Genomic DNA, 13,939 nt, shown 5'->3' on the forward strand with positions numbered 1-13,939 from the left:
AGGTGTCCCCTGAGGAAAGTATGAAGACAATTTTAGTTACTGGCGGGACAGGCTATATCGGATCGCATACCGTAGTGCAGTTATTGAATGCTGGTATCAATGTGGTGATTTTGGATAACCTCTGTAACAGCAATAAAGCAGTTATCCAACGAATTGAAAACCTTACGAATAAGAGCCCCTATTTTGTTGAAGGGGATATTCGGGATCGGACAACCTTAAGACATTTATTTGAACAATATTCATGTGATGCGGTGATTCACTTTGCGGGATTAAAGGCGGTTGGTGAGTCTGAAGAAAATCCTTTGAAATATTTTGATAACAATGTCTCTGGAAGTGTGACCCTCTTTGAAGAAATGCTTCGGGTCAATGTCAATACCCTAATATTTTCATCCTCGGCTACCGTATATGGTAACCCAGGAGTTGTTTGTTATAGCGAAAGTACTCCGTTACAGCCAATTAATGTTTATGGTCAAACCAAATTGATGGTTGAGGATATTTTGCGATCCCTCAAAAAGTCAAAACCAGACTTTCAGATTGCATTACTACGCTATTTCAATCCGGTTGGTGCTCATGAATCCGGGCAAATGGGGGAAGACCCATTTGGAACCCCCAATAATTTGATGCCATTCATTTCTCAAGTGGCTATTGGTACGAGACCCCAGTTAATGGTTTACGGCAACAATTACCCAACACCAGATGGAACGGGCTTGAGAGACTATATTCATGTTGAAGATTTAGCTGCCGGGCATTTAGCTGCTTTAAATCATTTGGGCCCCGACAATTCGTTTATTACGGTCAACCTTGGCACAGGGAGGCCTTATAGCGTCCTTGAAGTCATTAAGTCGTTTGAGAAAGCTTCTGGCAAGACAATTCCGTATGAGGTCGTTGGACCTCGCTCTGGTGATTTAGCCGAGTACTATGCTGACCCTAGCTTTGCTAAAACAGTTTTGGGTTGGGAAGCTAAATTAGGTATTGATCGGATGTGCGCGGATTCGTGGAGATGGCAGAAAAATAACCCAAAGGGTTATCTATAAACATTCTCAATAGATAAATAAAAAAGGACTGCATTGCAGTCCTTTTTTGCTTTATAGGTTGAATTACTCTAATTCAGCAAAAATCGAAGTAGTAATGTCTTCGACGCTGCCAGTACCATTCACCTTGCGATAGGCTGGAGCTTTTACCTTGTCTGTTGAGTTGGCCTGCGCAGCCCATGAGGAGTAGTACTCCACTAATGGACGGGTCTGATCGTCGTAAACCTGTAAGCGTTTACGAACAGTTTCTTCTTTATCATCATCACGCTGAATAAGATCATCACCAGTCACATCGTCTTTACCCGCAACCTTTGGTGGGTTGTACTTGATGTGATAAGTACGACCTGAAGCTGGGTGAACACGACGTCCTCCCATGCGATCGATGATGGCATCAAATGGCACATCGATTTCTAGAACGTAATCAATAGGAACGCCAGCATCTTTCATGGCTTGTGCTTGAGGAATGGTTCTTGGAAAACCATCAAACAAATAACCTTTGCTGCAATCAGGTTGAGTTAAGCGATCTTTCACAAGGCCGATGATGATGTCATCAGAAACAAGTCCGCCAGCATCCATAATTTTTTTAGCAGCAACGCCGAGTTCAGTTCCCGCTTTCACAGCAGCGCGCAACATATCGCCTGTGGAAATTTGTGGAATAGCGAATTTTTCGCAAATGAACTGAGCTTGTGTGCCTTTTCCAGCACCTGGTGCACCGAGCAGAATCAACCGCATTGTTTTCCCCTTAGAAGAGCTGTCATTGTCCCGTATTTTGTCGGGATCTTAGTTACCTATTGCCTAGGATTATCCCCGAGAAACTTAAAGCCACGGTGGCTTTGGCTTTTGGCCCTCAGTTAGCCCAGGAGCGAGCCAGTAACTGACGTACTCTTTCAAGGTCTTCTAGGGTATCAACCCCAGCTGGGGGTGCTTCTGATGCGGTATGAACAGCTATGCGATAGCCATTCCACAGGGCGCGTAATTGCTCTAATGCTTCAGCTTGCTCTGGGGGTGCTGGTTCTAGGCGGGTATAGGCCTGTAAAAAGTCAGCTCGATAGGCATAAATCCCCAAATGGCGTAAATGCTCTATTTTTTGATTGGCTTGAAGATCTCTCACAAAAGGAATCGGCGCTCTTGAAAAATACAGTGCCTCACCTAAGCGATTCAGCACTACTTTCACCACATTGGGATTATTGATCTCTGATGCTTCAGTAAGGGGTACGGCTACTGTGGAGATGGCGCACTCTTTATGCTGCGCCAAAGTGCTAGCAACTTGATTAATGAGTTCTGGAGGAATGAGAGGCTCATCACCTTGTACATTCACGATTAATGCATTGTTGGGTAATTTGAGTAACTGCGCTACCTCTGCAATGCGATCGGTTCCTGTTGGGTGATCTGCGCCAGTCAGTAAGCACTCGATGCGGTGCTCATCACAAGCGGCTTGTACCTCTGGTGAATCAGTAGCTACCACTACGCTTTGTGCAAGTGATTGCTTGGCACGTTCAGCTACGCGGATCACCATAGGCTTGCCGCCAATGTCCGCCAAAGGTTTACGCGGTAAGCGTGTTGATCCTAGTCTAGCTGGAATAACAACTAAAAATTCGGGAGCCTTGGAGTCAGCGTTCATTGAAAGGTGATGTTTATTTAATTAAACGATTTCATCAGCGCTTATGCTGCGTGCTTCATCAACAAGCATCACTGGCACATCATCTCGAATGGGGTAAGCCAAGCGGTCTGCTTTGCAAATAAGTTCATGTTTCTCGGCATCTAAATGCAGTTGGCTTTTGCACAAAGGGCAAACCAAAATATTGAGCAGTCGTTTATCCATGATTTCTTTGCAGTGATCTAAATGAAGAGTTTAAATAAAAGAGGACACAGTGTAGTGCTATGTAGGCTAAACCTACAAGGTGTAGCGATAAGGATCCGGTCTTTGTAGGATAGATTGCAGCCAGTCAGCCAGACTATCTGGGAGGGTGAGATTCATTGGGACCACCCAAATACGCTCGTCTGCAATCGCTGCGCATTTCACGGCATCTTTTTCGGTAATGAGGATGCATTGCGCATTGATCTTGGTAAAGAACTCAGGAGTGAAGGTTGCGTGATCTGAGAGAGGAATGGATTTGCCGGCAATACCTTGTTTGAGCAAATCATCAAAAAAGCGTTGTGGATTACCCAGGGCGGCAACAGCAGTAATCTTATTAGGTAAATAACTATCGGCAATCTGAGCAAGCGTCTGTGTATTTGTTGGGTTGATCAATTGATAGGCATTTCCCAAATTGCCCTGCAGCGAAAATGCACGGCGCCCCAAAAAGTATTCTTCCTGATGGCCAGACCTGGATTCAGAACCTTTTGTTTTTCCAGTAAATAAAGTCGCATCACGTCCACGTGTAGCTGGTTCGCGCAAAGGACCGGCCGGCAGTAAAAAGCGATTGCCCTCGCCCCGTCCATCACGCACTACAAATTCGATATCGCGACCACCCTCGCGAGCAGGCCAGCGGGCTAACCCGCTATGTTGAAGGCCGTCATCGCTGATGATGACATTCACATCTGGTGAATGCTTGAGTAAAGACCGAATACTTTTCTGACGCTTTGGAAATACCCAGATCGGAAATTGATCATGCGTACGTTTTGCAATTAATACAGGTTCATCACCCACCAAAGATGGTTCAGAATGACTGCTAACTTGCAATGGAGTGGTTTGTGCAGAAGAACCATAGCCTCTGCTAATGATGCCGGGTCTCCAGCCAAGTTGTTGCAGGCGCTCTGCTAAAGCAATGACGATGGGTGTCTTTCCTGTTCCGCCTACGCGAATATTACCCACAATAATGACTGGTACTGAAGCAGGCTTTTGTTTTACTAGGCCGGTATCCTGAATCAATTTTCGTACGCGTATCACCAAGCCATACAGCCAAGAAATTGGCCATAAGAATAGGCTAGTAGGACCTCGTCTTTCCCAAAACTTGGGCGCTTTACGGAAAAAAGAAAATGACATGAAGAATAGTTTCTTTATTCGGAAATTATTTCTTAGTTTGATTACTAAATTGGCTGCTAAAGACAATATTAGAGAGATTGGCATCGCGTGCCGCCTCAAGCGCGCTCATGACCGCCTGGTGGGGCGCTCTTGCATCAGCATCGATGTTGACCTGCAAAGAGTTGGCGCCATCTTTCTGAGAGCTTTGTCCATTGAGCTGAGTTAGCGCATAACCGAGTTGTGATCGATCGGTGACTTTGCCATTAACCGCAAAGCGGCCATCACGACTGACTGCAATATGAATTTGCTTTATCTCTGCTTGGCTTTCACTGCCATTGGCAGTGGGTAAGGTAATAGCTAATTCTTGATAGCGTGTAAAAGTTGTGGAGATCATTAAGAAGATCAGCACTACTAAGAGCACATCAATAAAAGGAATGAGATTAATTTCTGGTTCTATTGATGCAGCGCTAGAGTCACTAACGCCTGCCCCCAGAGAAAATCTTCTCTTAGCTTGTGGGTGTGTATCTAACCAACTCATTTTGAAGTATCAATAGCGTTGTTTGGAACGTTTGGAGTGTTTGGATAGAGCTTCTTAAATAGTTGACGCGTAAATTCTTCGCATTCGCGTTGACGTTGATTGGCCATTGCACGTAGACCTCTCCATGCAGCAAGCGCTGGAATGGCGATCAATAATCCAAATGCAGTGTTGTACAACGCCACTGAGATACCATGCGCCAATTGTTGCGGGCTACCCGCAGTGCCATTCATTGCGCCTTGGCTACCAAAAATTTCAATCATGCCAACCACTGTGCCAAATAAACCAAGCAAAGGGGCAATCGTCGCAATCGTAGCTAGCGCGCCAAGGTAGCGATCTAAATTTTGCCAAGTCGCTTGTGCGCTAGCCTGTAATTCTTCTAAAGCAGCCTCGGAACTACTGCCAGACAATTTTTCTTTTAGTGCGCATGCCAATAAAGGGCTTGCTGGGGAAAGGCTGGCTAATGCTGCAATCTGCTGTTCAGAAACTGGGGATTTGCTCCCAACAATCTGATTTGCAAGAGAAAAGACACTTTCCAGACTGTTTTTGGGAAAAATATGGGTTTGTCGTAGATACCAGGTTCGCTCTAAGGCAATAGCCAGGCCAATAATGGAAATAATCAAGAGGGGCCAAATGGGCCAGCCAGCGGATAGTAAGATGGAGTACATAAGCTCAGTACTTTAGCTGAATTAAAAAGCCTGTTTCAGAAAGCTAGCCTGTGGATAACTCTGTGCAAAACTTTTTTCAATTTGCCCCGTAAGTCCTTGATAGATGGTTGACTAGGTTTTATATTGATTTAAATTGAGCTTATTGAGCAGATTAATTCTTATATAAATCAATGACTTGTATTTTGTATGTTGGATTTATGAGACGTTTTGGGTCAGTAATTACTTACTTATGAGCATTTAACCTAGAGTGAGTCTGTATCTGTGGATATTTATTGGCGCCTAAGCCAGATGGCCGTGTGATTAAAGAGAAAAAATGTCGGAAATATCAAGGGAAATTCTAAGTGTCGGTGATCTAAACCGCGCCATTGCTGCCTCTTTGGAGGATCGTTTCGATGCCGTTTGGGTTAGCGGGGAGATTTCGAACTTTAAAGCTTATGACAGTGGGCACTGGTATTTCTCTTTGAAAGACGAAGAGGGGCAGATTCGCTGTGTCATGTTCCGTGGCCGTAATGGTCAGGTCGGGTTTATGCCGCAATCCGGAGATTTGGTTGAGGTAAGCGCCAATCTGGGTATGTATGTTCCTCGCGGAGATATTCAGCTCACCATTCAGACTTTACGTCGCGCAGGTATGGGTGGACTTTATGAAGCCTTCTTAAAACTCAAAGCCAAACTCGCTAAAGAAGGTTTGTTTGATGATGAGCGCAAACGCGAGATCCCAACGCATCCAAGATCCATTGGCATCATCACATCACCACAAGCAGCTGCACTCAAAGATGTCTTAAGCACTTTGGCAAGAAGAGCGCCGCATATTCCGATTGTGATTTATCCAACCTTGGTTCAGGGTCCCGATGCTCCCGCTGGAATTGTTGCATCACTCAAAGCTGCTAATAAAGAAAAAGCAGTTGATGTCATCTTGCTGGTGCGCGGTGGTGGCAGCATTGAAGATCTGTGGGCATTTAATGATGAGCAACTCGCTTATGCGATTGCAGATTCATCCATCCCGGTCGTAAGCGGCGTTGGACATGAAACTGATTTCACGATTGCTGACTTTGTTGCTGACCTGCGTGCACCAACGCCGACGGGTGCGGCAGAGCTTGCGGCGCCACGTAGGGATCAAATGTTGCAAGAACTTGATGCCATCATGCAGGCCTTGCTTCAGCGCATCAGTCAGCGAGTTGAGCGCGAGGCACAAACCTTAGATCAATTGGCTTTGAGACTCAGTCATGCCTTGCCCAACCCGGACCGCATGCGTGAACAAATTTATGGCTGGCAGCAACGATTAAACCAAGCGTGGTCAGTGCGCATGGAAAACTGGAAGCGTAATCAAGTGCACTATCAATCTCAGTTAGAGATGCTCAATCCACAGAGAACGTTGGAGCGTGGATATGCGGTGATACTGAGTAAAAACAAAGAAGAGTTGCATGCAGTGCGCAAACCAAATGAACTGGTTACGGATCAAGAATATGAAATACAGGTTGCCGAGGGTAGTGTGACAGTAGAGTTAGCTAAAGTCGCTCGTGTGAAGTAGGCAAAATTCTACTTAGTGCTATGACTAGAGGATGTTCGGTTCAATCTGTAAGCTAACACCAAATTTATCGTGCACTTTTTCCTGAATGCATTTGGCCAAGCCCAGAATGTCTTGAGCGGTACCGCCACCATGATTGACTAGTACAAGCGCTTGATTTTCATAAACACCAACCGAGCCCATACGTTGGCCCTTAAAGCCGCATTGATCAATTAGCCAACCGGCTGCGAGTTTGCGCTTACCGGCTGCGTCTGGATAAGACACTAGATCTGAATGAGTCTTAAGCAAAGTTTCATACTGCTCAATAGGAACTACAGGGTTCTGAAAGAAGCTCCCAGCATTACCAATCACCTTGGGATCTGGCAGCTTATGAGTACGCACTTTACATACCGCTAAGAAGATATCTTCAGGACTTAGGCTGGAGTTCTCAGAAAATTGCTTTGCAAGATCTGCATAGTGGATACGCGCCTGCCAAGCTTTAGGCAGTTTAAAAACGACCTTTGTCACAATAAAGCGGTAGGGATTTTTCTTGAAGTAGCTATCGCGGTAAGCAAAGTGGCACGCCTCATTTTGGAGGGTGACAAAGGCATGCTCTTTTGTATCAAAGGCTTCAATGCTGTCTATGTAATCTGCAACTTCTACACCATAGGCGCCGATGTTCTGGATGGGTGCTGCCCCAACTGTCCCAGGGATAAGTGCTAGGTTTTCTAAACCAGGCAAATCATTCTCGAGCGTCCAGGCAACGAGTTCATGCCAGTTAACACCACCACCGACTGCTAGATAGCTTGCCTTGTCATCGGAGGAAATGATTTCTTGCCCAGCGATATTCATGAGGAGGGTGGCACCTGGCAAAGTGCTTGGGAGAATGACATTGCTACCCCCGCCTAAAACCCGCCATGGCAGTTTTTTTTCAGCAACCTCTGCGATTACTCCCGGAATTTGCTCGGGCGCGGTAATTTCGTAGGCCAGTTCCGCGCTAGCGTCAAAGCCAAAGGTGTTGCGGTGCTTCAATCCCAAATTTGGGATCAATTTTGCGGGCTGGGGCGCATTTTGAGCACGGTTCATGCCACAATCTTATTCGTAAAAGAACCCTGAGCATATTTTTTGGCAGCATAGGAAGCAAGAAATCTGTGATGGACGCCAAAATAGCCAGGAAATGTAAAGATTACGAGAGTAATTACGAGAAAACATAGGGAGTAAAAATGCCAACATTTGACGTAGTTTGTGAGCCTGACATGGTTGAGCTCAAAAATGCCATCGAGCAATCAAATAAAGAAATTACCAATCGTTTTGACTTCAAGGGGTCTGATAGCCGTGTTGAACAAAAAGACGAGGCACTCATTTTATTTGGTGATGACGATTTTAAATTAGGTCAAGTGCGTGATGTCTTGATTAATAAAATGGCTAAGCGCAATGTGGATGTGCGTTATCTCAAAGATGAGAAAACAGAAACCATTGGTAGCGATAAGCGTAAGCAAACGATGAAGATTCAAAAAGGGATCACTTCGGACTTAGCAAAAAAAGTTGTGCGCATCATTAAAGACAGCAAGCTCAAAGTACAAGCCAGTATTCAGGGTGATGCAGTGCGTGTCACGGGTGCAAAGCGTGATGACTTACAAGAAACAATGGCCTTGCTTAAAAAAGAAGTAACAGAAGCGCCATTGGGCTTTAATAATTTCCGTGACTAAGAAGAAGCTTAGTGCAATGAAGATGCTTAAACCCATTCCTATATTTCAATCAGAACTTGATGAAAGACGGTTTTGGGAAATGAATGATGCTTCTGATTATTTTGATTTAAATAAAGCATTAAGAGTGGCAACACCAAATCTAAGACCCCACTCTGCGACTATGAAGTCTCAAGTTGGGGTATTTGGAAAATTGATATAGGACTTTATTTGGTGAAGGAACCCGGAAATTAGTTAAATCAGGTATCCGTAATTTGCCGTTGATTTGGGTTAAATCCCATCTATTCAATGGGAGCGTAAAGATTGCAATTACACCCAAAATAGTATATATTTTATATATATATAAATTAACGAGGTGCCATCATGAGAGCTTCAAACGAAAACCTGTTGGTCAAATTCCGCTCTAAAGACACCCAATTTGGCGTGACTCGAACAACGGTTAAGGCAATTGCTAAAGAGCTCGATGTCAATGAAACGCAGGTTATCCATATGGCCTTGTCAAAATTTGCTACTGATGTTTTGCCTTCTTATGCCCCTGATGATGGCCCGTTGACCGCAAAACAAGTCTTGGCATTGCGCAAGGATGCGGCCAAGCGCTTACCAAAAGGAAAATTGCTTGCACGCGATGCATTGTTTGCATGAGTCAGGCTTGGATGTTGCCAGCACCTGGCGATATCGTTTGGTGTTTGTTTCCAGAAGTTCCTGATAGTGAGCCAGGACCCAAACCCAGACCAGCCATTGTCCTGAGTGTCGAGCGTAGGGATGATGGCAATCAGGTCAGCGTGGTGTATGGAACATCCCAAAATCTGACAAGGCTCAAAGCTGGCGAAGTAGCAATAACCCAGACCAAGAATCCAGCTGCTTACGCACTAGCTGGATTGGCTTACGACACAAAGTTTGATTTCAAGATGATTGTGGATCTGCCGTGGTCTGAGCGCTATTTCAAAGTGCCCGCTAGAAGCCCGCATGGCAATACACCCAAGCTAGGCACCTTGCACGCAACTATTCTTCGCGCTGTTGAAGCGGCTTATCGTGCAGCATCAAATCGATAGGATGAAAAAAAATACACCTCCAATTTCGGTGATAAGCCAGGAGGCCATTGAGCGCTTCTGCGATGCTTGCTGGCTAGAGGATGGGCTAGCCCAAAATAGCTTGTCTGCATACCGTAGAGACTTATTGTTATTGGCCCAGTGGCTATATAAGGACTCTGGAGCTGACCTGTATGGCGTTACTGAAAAAGATCTTACAGCCTACATAGCGCATCGACGTGCCGACAAAGCAACTACCGCTAATCGACGCTTGACGGTATTTAAGCGCTTCTATCGTCATGCACTCCGTATCAATTTAGTGAAGAGCGATCCCTGTATTGGTTTGCGCGCAGCTAAACAAGCTCTGCGTTTTCCAAAGACGCTGAGTGAAGATCAAATTACTGCATTGCTTAATGCGCCTGATATTGATACGCCATTGGGACTGCGCGATCGCACCATGTTGGAATTAATGTACGCCAGTGGTTTGCGTGTATCTGAAATTGTTTCTTTAAAAACAGTTGCCTTAGGTTTGAATGAGGGTGTAGTGAGGGTGGTTAATGGTAAGGGCGGCAAAGAGCGCTTAGTGCCATTTGGCGGTGAAGCAGGCCAGTGGTTAAGGCGTTACTTGGCGGAAGCACGAACACCCTTATTGGAGGGTAAAACAACGGATGCCGTTTTTGTAGGGCGCCACACTGGTACTGGTTTAACTCGACAAGCATTCTGGGCGCTGATTAAACGCTATGCAACATTGGCCAATATTCCGGTTGCTCTATCACCCCATACCCTTCGTCATGCATTTGCCACCCATTTACTCAATCATGGAGCGGATTTAAGGGTGGTCCAGCTCCTTTTGGGTCATGCTGATATTTCTACTACGCAGATCTATACCCATGTGGCAAGAGAAAGACTGAAATCCATACATCAGCAGCACCATCCCAGGGGTTCATAAGTGTTTAAGATAGCGGTATGGAATTGACTCTTGATCTCTTGCTTATCCCGATTGCCTATTTAATAGGCTCCATTTCATTTGCGGTAGTGGTGAGTAAGTGCATGCGCTTGCCTGATCCTCACTCCTACGGCTCTGGCAATCCAGGCGCAACAAACGTGCTGCGAACGGGCAATAAGTTAGCTGCTGTCTTAACGCTGATTGGCGACGCTTTGAAGGGTTACTTTGCTATCATGCTGGCGCGATTATTGCTTGGAGATGAATCTCTGACTTCCACGATGAACTCATGGCTTTTGTGCGGTGTTGTGCTCGCAGTATTTTTAGGACATCTCTTTCCAGTGTTTCATGGCTTTAAGGGTGGCAAAGGCGTTGCTACTGCTTGCGGTATTTTGTTTGGCATCAATTGGATTTTGGGATTAGCTACCCTCAGTACTTGGATTATTGTGGCGATGTTTATGCGCTACTCCTCTTTGGCGGCATTGGCTGCTGCAATCTTTGGCCCCATCTATTTTGTTTTCTTATTCGGCTTTCAGCCGATGGGCTTAGCCCTTCTGGTTGTATGTGCATTACTCATCTGGCGCCATCGAAGCAATATCAAGAATTTACTCAATGGCAAAGAGAGTCGCATTGGCTCCAAAAAAACTCCAACATAACTAAAAATAACTAACGGTACTTCTTATGACTATTGCTTACGCTTGCATTCTCTTCATGGGTCTTTTGCCTTATGTGGCAGCAGGCATCGCAAAAAAAGGTTTTGAAGGTTATGACAATGCGATGCCTAGGCAATGGCTGGCTAAGCAAACGGGGTTTAGAGCTAGAGCAAATGCTGCTCAAGCTAACTTATTTGAGTCTTTACCTTTGTTCTTTGCTGCAGTGATCATTGCTTCAGTTGCCAATGCTCCACAAGACAGAATTGACTTACTGGCAATGGGTTTTGTGCTGGCACGTATCGCCTATCTGATTTGCTATATCGCCAATTGGCCAACCACTAGATCAATCGTCTGGTTGTTTGGGATCATTTGTGTAGTGGCATTGTTTTTCCAGATCTAAACAGCACAATAGCTAATTCAGGCTAAGTTACGTAACGTCACCAATCAACATACCTAGAACCATTAACACCGAGACAAATTACTTTATGCCAACAAAAAAAACAGCGGTAACGAAAAAGCCAGTAGCAGTAAAAAAGGTAGCGGTTACTAAAAAAGAATCTGCAAAAGATGATTCTGGATTGCCATTGTCAGTAGTAATTCGTCGCCGTATTGAAGCGCAAAAAGCCCGCTTTCACGCTAATGACAATATTTCTGCATTTATTAAGCCAGGTGAGTTAGAGGGTCTGTTAGATGAGGTGGCAGAAAAGATGCAGGCCGTCTTAGAAAGCCTTGTCATTGATACTGAAAATGACCACAACACTCAAAATACGAGTCGTCGCGTAGCGAAGATGTATGTCCAAGAAGTTTTTAATGGACGCTATGTAGATCAACCGACCTTAACGAAATTTCCTAATGTGAGTCGCTTAAATGAGCTCATGATTATTGGGCCTATTACTGTTCGTAGCGCTTGTTCACACCATTTATGTCCAATCATGGGCCGTATTTGGATCGGTGTATTGCCAAGCAAAGCATCCGCTCTGATTGGCCTTTCTAAGTATTCGCGCTTGACCGAGTGGGTTATGTGCCGCCCCCAAATTCAAGAAGAAGCCGTTGTGGAATTGGCAGACATGCTTGAGAAAAAGATCAAGCCGGTAGGTGTAGCTGTCGTGATGGATGCAGATCACTTTTGTATGCAATGGCGCGGAGTTAAAGATCGAGACTCAAAGATGATCAATAGCGTGATGCGTGGAGCCTTTTTAAAAGATTCTAATTTGCGTAGAGAGTTCTTGGCATTAATTGATCGTAAGTAAGTTGGGGCACGTATTGAACACCAAGATATTTCGAATTAGATATCGGTTTTCACTGCTCTTACTTGTTTTGACCGTTGTCGCTTGCACAACTTTTCCCTCGGAAAATCAAGATCCAGCTAAGAATAACAAAGCGGCTTACAACAAAGATATCAAAGAGTGCAAGGAGGATTACCCCGAATCTGGTTCGGGGGTCCACATCCGTCAGTGGATTAATTGCATGAAGCTAAAGGGCTGGAATTAATCGATATTTCCAGTGTGAAATTTTATGAGAACAATTCTCAACTATATTCCCATATAAATCATTGACTTAGGTGTCAGCAAGCATCCCTAAATCTTCTCCACTATGATCACTATGACTTTTCAAAGTTGCGTATTGCTTCTTGATGCGTTTGCAAGTTAATCACTGATTTATTTTTGGAGAATCCATGAAAAATAGTCGTCGCCAATTTATGATTTTGTCTGCTGCTGGTGCCTGTACTTTGGCATTGAACGGTAAAGTTCAAGCTCAAGCAATGGTTGCAGAAACCGATCCACAAGCTGCAGCATTGGGTTACAAAGCGGATGCCTCTAAGGTAGATAAGGCAAAGTACGCGAAATATGCTGCTGGTCAACAGTGCAGCAATTGTGCTTTGTTCCAAGGTAAAGCTGACGCAGCTGCAGGTCCTTGCTCATTGTTTGCTGGTAAGCAAGTTGCTGGCAAAGGCTGGTGCTCTGCTTACGCTAAGAAGGCGTAATAAGATATCAAGCAGTTGTAATAAATTGTTTTGATGCCCTGTTTTAATGGGCACAATAAAAAGCCACTCTAGGGTGGCTTTTTGTATTCTGGCGATTAATGACTATAAGAGTGGGTTGAATAAATGACCGCATCTTATAGTGTCGCGCCTTCCTAATTGCTGCATTGGCTAAGACTCTGATTAAGGGGTGTATCCTTTTCGTAAAAGTCATCCAAGGAGATTTACCCTGAAAGTCTGGATCAAAAAGAATTTGCAGCGCTACGCTTTTTATTTTGGTGGCGACCAGCCTCCCGTAGCTATGTTGGAGCGATTACGCTCTGGTTTTGGCGCTTTTATTGGTCTTATGTTAGTGCTTACTACCGCTAAGTACCTTGGAGAACTTGGGGGCATTGATGAGTGGCTTATGGCTTCATTGGGAGCTAGCGCCTTGTTGGTATTTGCATTGCCAGGTAGTCCAATGGCTCAGCCATGGGCTGTGATCGCCGGCAATACTTTATCCGCCTTGGTTGGAATTTGCATTCTCCATGCAGTTGGGGAGCCTCTGATAGCCATGCCGTTAGCGGCTAGCTTTTCTATTTTGGGAATGTTTTTACTTCGGTGTTTACATCCTCCAGCTGCTGCAGTGTCTTTAATTGTGGTGCTAGGACATGTTTTACATTTCCGCTATGCGTTTTTTCCGGTAATGGTTGATTCGATTCTATTGGTTCTGGCTGGAGCGGCTTATAGCAACCTCACTGGTAAGCGCTACCCTAATAGACCAAGCTAGTCATTCGCGATGAGAACCAGCTTTACGAGCGTAGGGCTATAAAAAAGGGGCAAAGTGCCCTTTTTCTAAATTGTAAAAGGATCTATTTGATGCGTCCGGCTACTATGGAGGCCTTGCAGTCCTTAATTCCATAATTTTGGTATTTACCCGCATTTT

The 13,939-nt window shown here is 44.9% G+C and carries 19 protein-coding genes; 12 read left to right on the forward strand and 7 right to left on the reverse strand.

From position 1 onward, the window contains the following. Positions 1-20 precede the first annotated feature (20 nt). Positions 21-1,034, forward strand: coding sequence for a UDP-glucose 4-epimerase GalE (gene galE, locus ICV90_RS01550; RefSeq protein WP_215359111.1), 1,014 nt, complete (start codon positions 21-23; stop codon positions 1,032-1,034). Between the two features lie 63 nt (positions 1,035-1,097). Here the strand turns inward: galE and adk are convergent, their stop codons facing one another. The 6 genes from adk to ICV90_RS01580 form a co-directional block, all read right to left on the reverse strand. Continuing rightward, a complete protein-coding gene (gene adk, locus ICV90_RS01555; RefSeq protein WP_215359112.1) occupies positions 1,098-1,763 on the reverse strand; it encodes an adenylate kinase in 666 nt (221 codons plus the stop codon). 115 nt (positions 1,764-1,878) lie between these two features. Beyond that, positions 1,879-2,652: a 3-deoxy-manno-octulosonate cytidylyltransferase gene (gene kdsB, locus ICV90_RS01560; protein WP_215359114.1), complete on the reverse strand. Its 774-nt coding sequence runs from the start codon at positions 2,650-2,652 to the stop codon at positions 1,879-1,881. A gap of 21 nt (positions 2,653-2,673) precedes the next feature. Continuing rightward, the gene (locus ICV90_RS01565; protein ID WP_215359116.1) at positions 2,674-2,853 is read right to left on the reverse strand and encodes a Trm112 family protein; all 180 of its coding nucleotides are present in this window, start codon (positions 2,851-2,853) and stop codon (positions 2,674-2,676) included. A 72-nt stretch (positions 2,854-2,925) separates the two neighbouring features. Further along, positions 2,926-4,017: a tetraacyldisaccharide 4'-kinase gene (gene lpxK / locus ICV90_RS01570; protein ID WP_215359118.1), complete on the reverse strand. Its 1,092-nt coding sequence runs from the start codon at positions 4,015-4,017 to the stop codon at positions 2,926-2,928. Positions 4,018-4,042: 25 nt separating this feature from the next. Then, positions 4,043-4,534, reverse strand: a complete 492-nt coding sequence (locus ICV90_RS01575; protein ID WP_215359120.1) for a biopolymer transporter ExbD — start codon at positions 4,532-4,534, stop codon at positions 4,043-4,045. Beyond that, positions 4,531-5,199, reverse strand: a complete 669-nt coding sequence (locus tag ICV90_RS01580) for a MotA/TolQ/ExbB proton channel family protein (protein WP_215359121.1) — start codon at positions 5,197-5,199, stop codon at positions 4,531-4,533. The genes ICV90_RS01575 and ICV90_RS01580 overlap by 4 nt, the downstream gene beginning before the upstream one ends. 313 nt (positions 5,200-5,512) lie before the next feature. Here ICV90_RS01580 and xseA point away from each other — a divergent pair, with 313 nt between their 5' ends. Next, complete coding sequence (xseA, locus tag ICV90_RS01585) at positions 5,513-6,727, forward strand: exodeoxyribonuclease VII large subunit (protein WP_215359123.1); 1,215 nt, start codon at positions 5,513-5,515, stop codon at positions 6,725-6,727. Positions 6,728-6,751: 24 nt separating this feature from the next. Here the strand turns inward: xseA and murB are convergent, their stop codons facing one another. Next, positions 6,752-7,789 carry a UDP-N-acetylmuramate dehydrogenase gene (gene murB, locus ICV90_RS01590; protein WP_215359125.1) on the reverse strand — a complete coding sequence of 346 codons (1,038 nt, stop codon included), beginning with the start codon at positions 7,787-7,789 and terminating at the stop codon, positions 6,752-6,754. Between the two features lie 137 nt (positions 7,790-7,926). Here murB and ICV90_RS01595 point away from each other — a divergent pair, with 137 nt between their 5' ends. From ICV90_RS01595 to ICV90_RS01640, 10 genes are all read left to right on the forward strand, one after another. Continuing rightward, positions 7,927-8,412, forward strand: coding sequence for a YajQ family cyclic di-GMP-binding protein (locus ICV90_RS01595; RefSeq protein WP_215321476.1), 486 nt, complete (start codon positions 7,927-7,929; stop codon positions 8,410-8,412). Between the two features lie 16 nt (positions 8,413-8,428). Then, positions 8,429-8,611: a CopG family antitoxin gene (locus tag ICV90_RS01600; protein ID WP_215359127.1), complete on the forward strand. Its 183-nt coding sequence runs from the start codon at positions 8,429-8,431 to the stop codon at positions 8,609-8,611. Positions 8,612-8,772: 161 nt separating this feature from the next. Beyond that, positions 8,773-9,051 (forward strand): hypothetical protein, encoded by a 279-nt coding sequence (locus ICV90_RS01605; RefSeq protein WP_215360499.1) that lies wholly within the window; start codon positions 8,773-8,775, stop codon positions 9,049-9,051. Continuing rightward, entirely contained in the window at positions 9,048-9,461 is a 414-nt protein-coding gene (locus tag ICV90_RS01610) for a type II toxin-antitoxin system PemK/MazF family toxin (RefSeq protein ID WP_215359129.1), read from the forward strand. Before ICV90_RS01605 ends, ICV90_RS01610 begins: the two co-directional genes overlap by 4 nt. Then, complete coding sequence (gene xerD / locus ICV90_RS01615) at positions 9,454-10,386, forward strand: site-specific tyrosine recombinase XerD (protein ID WP_371743882.1); 933 nt, start codon at positions 9,454-9,456, stop codon at positions 10,384-10,386. Before ICV90_RS01610 ends, xerD begins: the two co-directional genes overlap by 8 nt. A 17-nt stretch (positions 10,387-10,403) precedes the next feature. Next, positions 10,404-11,036: a glycerol-3-phosphate 1-O-acyltransferase PlsY gene (gene plsY, locus ICV90_RS01620; RefSeq protein WP_215359133.1), complete on the forward strand. Its 633-nt coding sequence runs from the start codon at positions 10,404-10,406 to the stop codon at positions 11,034-11,036. A gap of 25 nt (positions 11,037-11,061) precedes the next feature. Further along, positions 11,062-11,433, forward strand: coding sequence for an MAPEG family protein (locus ICV90_RS01625; protein WP_215359134.1), 372 nt, complete (start codon positions 11,062-11,064; stop codon positions 11,431-11,433). An 85-nt stretch (positions 11,434-11,518) separates the two neighbouring features. After that, positions 11,519-12,283, forward strand: a complete 765-nt coding sequence (gene folE, locus ICV90_RS01630; protein ID WP_215359136.1) for a GTP cyclohydrolase I — start codon at positions 11,519-11,521, stop codon at positions 12,281-12,283. Positions 12,284-12,708: 425 nt separating this feature from the next. Next, a complete protein-coding gene (locus tag ICV90_RS01635) occupies positions 12,709-13,017 on the forward strand; it encodes a high-potential iron-sulfur protein (protein ID WP_215359138.1) in 309 nt (102 codons plus the stop codon). Between the two features lie 250 nt (positions 13,018-13,267). After that, on the forward strand, positions 13,268-13,783 hold the full coding sequence (locus ICV90_RS01640; protein WP_251367761.1) for an HPP family protein: 516 nt from the start codon (positions 13,268-13,270) through the stop codon (positions 13,781-13,783). Positions 13,784-13,939: the final 156 nt, after the last annotated feature.

Origin of the sequence: Polynucleobacter sp. JS-JIR-II-b4, assembly GCF_018687815.1 — a bacterium.
Lineage (GTDB): Bacteria > Pseudomonadota > Gammaproteobacteria > Burkholderiales > Burkholderiaceae > Polynucleobacter.

Coding starts and splice junctions, on each gene's coding strand:
- ICV90_RS01600 (WP_215359127.1), top strand. CDS start 8,429: ATGAAGATGCTTAAACCCATTCCTATATTTCAATCAGAACTTGATGAA.
- ICV90_RS01580 (WP_215359121.1), bottom strand. CDS start 5,199: ATGTACTCCATCTTACTATCCGCTGGCTGGCCCATTTGGCCCCTCTTG.
- ICV90_RS01625 (WP_215359134.1), top strand. CDS start 11,062: ATGACTATTGCTTACGCTTGCATTCTCTTCATGGGTCTTTTGCCTTAT.
- ICV90_RS01565 (WP_215359116.1), bottom strand. CDS start 2,853: ATGGATAAACGACTGCTCAATATTTTGGTTTGCCCTTTGTGCAAAAGC.
- folE (WP_215359136.1), top strand. CDS start 11,519: ATGCCAACAAAAAAAACAGCGGTAACGAAAAAGCCAGTAGCAGTAAAA.
- ICV90_RS01595 (WP_215321476.1), top strand. CDS start 7,927: ATGCCAACATTTGACGTAGTTTGTGAGCCTGACATGGTTGAGCTCAAA.
- galE (WP_215359111.1), top strand. CDS start 21: ATGAAGACAATTTTAGTTACTGGCGGGACAGGCTATATCGGATCGCAT.
- murB (WP_215359125.1), bottom strand. CDS start 7,789: ATGAACCGTGCTCAAAATGCGCCCCAGCCCGCAAAATTGATCCCAAAT.
- kdsB (WP_215359114.1), bottom strand. CDS start 2,652: ATGAACGCTGACTCCAAGGCTCCCGAATTTTTAGTTGTTATTCCAGCT.
- xseA (WP_215359123.1), top strand. CDS start 5,513: ATGTCGGAAATATCAAGGGAAATTCTAAGTGTCGGTGATCTAAACCGC.
- ICV90_RS01635 (WP_215359138.1), top strand. CDS start 12,709: ATGAAAAATAGTCGTCGCCAATTTATGATTTTGTCTGCTGCTGGTGCC.
- plsY (WP_215359133.1), top strand. CDS start 10,404: ATGGAATTGACTCTTGATCTCTTGCTTATCCCGATTGCCTATTTAATA.
- adk (WP_215359112.1), bottom strand. CDS start 1,763: ATGCGGTTGATTCTGCTCGGTGCACCAGGTGCTGGAAAAGGCACACAA.
- ICV90_RS01610 (WP_215359129.1), top strand. CDS start 9,048: ATGAGTCAGGCTTGGATGTTGCCAGCACCTGGCGATATCGTTTGGTGT.
- ICV90_RS01575 (WP_215359120.1), bottom strand. CDS start 4,534: ATGAGTTGGTTAGATACACACCCACAAGCTAAGAGAAGATTTTCTCTG.
- ICV90_RS01605 (WP_215360499.1), top strand. CDS start 8,773: ATGAGAGCTTCAAACGAAAACCTGTTGGTCAAATTCCGCTCTAAAGAC.
- lpxK (WP_215359118.1), bottom strand. CDS start 4,017: ATGTCATTTTCTTTTTTCCGTAAAGCGCCCAAGTTTTGGGAAAGACGA.